The sequence below is a fragment of the Bacillus sp. EB V-12 genome (assembly GCF_056158125.1).
Map to the genome: position 1 here is coordinate 1 of NZ_JBUXJL010000055.1, position 1193 is coordinate 1193.

At 30.6% G+C, this 1193-nt stretch carries 2 protein-coding genes; both read right to left on the reverse strand.

The features are described 5' to 3' along the window. Window positions 1-304, reverse strand: a 304-nt coding sequence (locus ACZDYH_RS30350; protein ID WP_474888045.1) for a hypothetical protein, incomplete at its 3' end; no start/stop codon positions are given. A gap of 220 nt (window positions 305-524) precedes the next feature. Continuing rightward, window positions 525-809, reverse strand: coding sequence for a hypothetical protein (locus tag ACZDYH_RS30355; RefSeq protein WP_474888047.1), 285 nt, complete (start codon window positions 807-809; stop codon window positions 525-527). Window positions 810-1193 lie beyond the last annotated feature (384 nt).

Here is a 1193-nt window from a genome sequence, read left to right on the forward strand (position 1 = left end):
GGATAACTCCTTCCTCCTGCACAATGGAAATAACATATTGAAGTAAATTCGCCTGCTTAATAAGTGTATGTATATATACTGGATGGGCATTTGAATCTATATAAGTATCATTCCTCTGGCCTTCAAATGCTTCATATATTTGATTGATCTCTAACTTGCACATAAATTGAAATAGCTTATAGTCATGTTGTGGTTCCTCTAATATTGGCTCAATCTTTGTAAGCAGTAACATGTAATGCTTAATATTTGTAAACATTGCGAATTGGATAGTTTTAAATGTCCTCATAATAAAAGAAGGAGACATAAAAATATGCCTCCTTTACGCCCCCTTATATATTTACTTTAGAAACCAAATCCCGCTTAGATTATAATCTAAACTAACTCCTGTTACTGAATACTCACCTGCATATATGAACTTAAGATGAATACAGTAAAAGTTACTTACCTTATTTCTATTTTTCCTATCTCTGTGAATTTATTCAAAAAAAGACATTGAACTAGGTCGTTCAATGCCTTCTCTCTTCTTACATATTTGTGTACTCGAAGTACAATTTTTCCGGTTTTCCATACTTATTAATTTCATTCTGATATACAGCAGCTAATTGCTGTGACATTTCAATGCTCTCCATATAGGATAATGAAGTAACTGCTTCTATTTCTTCTTTAATGTTATTAGGAAGAACTGAATAAGATAAGCTATCCATCTTACTCCCTAATTTAGTTTCTGTAGCAGCTTCATAATAAATCTCAGTAATTAGAACTTCATTATCATCTGGATCGTACATATACCCTCGGTTAACTGTAATCATAATATATGACTCCTCTCTGGTTTGCAAATCCTAATCTCTAGTGTTTTTAGCATTGCAACAAGTACCCTACTTCTATATACATTCTCTAGTTTTTAATTTTTATATTCCACTCTTTATCTAGTTTACTATGAATTAGAAATTAATCTCTTTCTTTTATGTCAAATTCAAAAACCTTTAACAATAATAAGAAACGCTGTAAACCTATTGCTGTTAGTCACATTATTTTTTAATGGTTATTACCTGTGTGCTTAACTTTTAAACATTTAGGTACCTTACACAATCGAAGATAGGATATGTTTCTGTTAAATAAAGGCCCATTGTTTCATGGTTATTATGAGTATTAATGACTTTCATATTCTTTTTCTTATGCCATACTTTGTAAAA